This is a genomic window from Pseudoxanthomonas yeongjuensis, assembly GCF_010093345.1.
GTDB lineage: Bacteria > Pseudomonadota > Gammaproteobacteria > Xanthomonadales > Xanthomonadaceae > Pseudoxanthomonas_A > Pseudoxanthomonas_A yeongjuensis.
The window spans coordinates 1-941 of sequence record NZ_PDWT01000014.1 but is presented as its reverse complement, the minus strand read 5'-3'; the positions used below and the strand labels follow the sequence as shown (position 1 = coordinate 941).

General features: G+C 68.2%; 2 protein-coding genes. Both read right to left on the bottom strand.

Annotated elements, in window-relative coordinates; translation table 11 throughout:
- Positions 1–548: hypothetical protein (locus tag CSC74_RS17300; RefSeq protein WP_162315755.1), on the bottom strand; the 548-nt coding region annotated here is incomplete at its 3' end.
- Positions 549–598: 50 nt separating this feature from the next.
- Positions 599–850, bottom strand: coding sequence for a hypothetical protein (locus CSC74_RS17485; protein ID WP_211369684.1), 252 nt, complete (start codon positions 848–850; stop codon positions 599–601).
- Positions 851–941: the final 91 nt, after the last annotated feature.

Below are 941 nucleotides of genomic sequence, written 5' to 3'. Positions count from 1 at the left end.
GGCACGCGCGGCGGCGGGGTGGCGGATTCGTCCTTGCGGGCGATGGTCGGGGCCAGCAGCGAGCGGGCCAGGAACGGGACCAGCAGTGACGCGTCGCCGTCCTCGCCGGACGGCAGGTGGTAGACGCGATAGATATCCTGCAGGCCGCGCAGGTCGGCGGGAAAGGCGCGGGTGGCGAAGAAGGTGGCCAGCAAGAGATCGGACAGGGCCGCAACCTTGGCGTCGAAGCCGCGTGCGCTGCGCGCATTGGGCAGGTCCGGCAGTTGCGCGCGCAGGTCTTGGATGGTGGCGCCTTCGACCTTGCGCAGTGCGGCCACGGCCGCGACGATCTCGGCGCCCAGCGGCAGGTCGGCGGGGCCGTGGATCTGTCCGCCCTCGAGTGCGGCATTGGCGGTCTCGGCGCGCTTGGACACGCTGCCCGCCCCGGCCAGGCGCTTGACCAGCGGGGTGTCGGCCGCCAGCGGGAGGGGAAGGGTTTCGTCGACGGGGCGCCGGGGGCGCAGTTGCACGAAGCGGAAGACATCGTTCAGGGAAGTTTCGTCGGTCATTTCGATCTCCGCGAATGACAGTACGGTTGGTCCGGCTCCCCCTGTTTCCCTCAACGCGGGTAGTTGGTGCGGGCGGCCAGGTGGGCTGTTGTGGCCGCGCTCAGCGCGTAGTTCGAGGACCACCGGGACACCACGCACATAAAGAATTCCGTCAACCGCATCGAAACCGCGATCAAGGCAGCGCACCCGTCGGTGCAGAAGGTGTTCGTAAAACCGCAGACGCAGGCGACCTGGGAAAAGCGCATCGCGGGGTTCACGCGTGACGTACCAATGCCGCCACGGATTAAGTAAAACAGGCCCATCGGTTTGGCGCTCTATCGCTCCGGACAGGGAGAGCGATGGGTGTCGCTACGCTCGACCCACCCCGCGGGGCCTCCCCATCCCCTCCTGGGG

Coding starts and splice junctions, on each gene's coding strand:
- CSC74_RS17485 (WP_211369684.1), bottom strand. CDS start 850: ATGGGCCTGTTTTACTTAATCCGTGGCGGCATTGGTACGTCACGCGTG.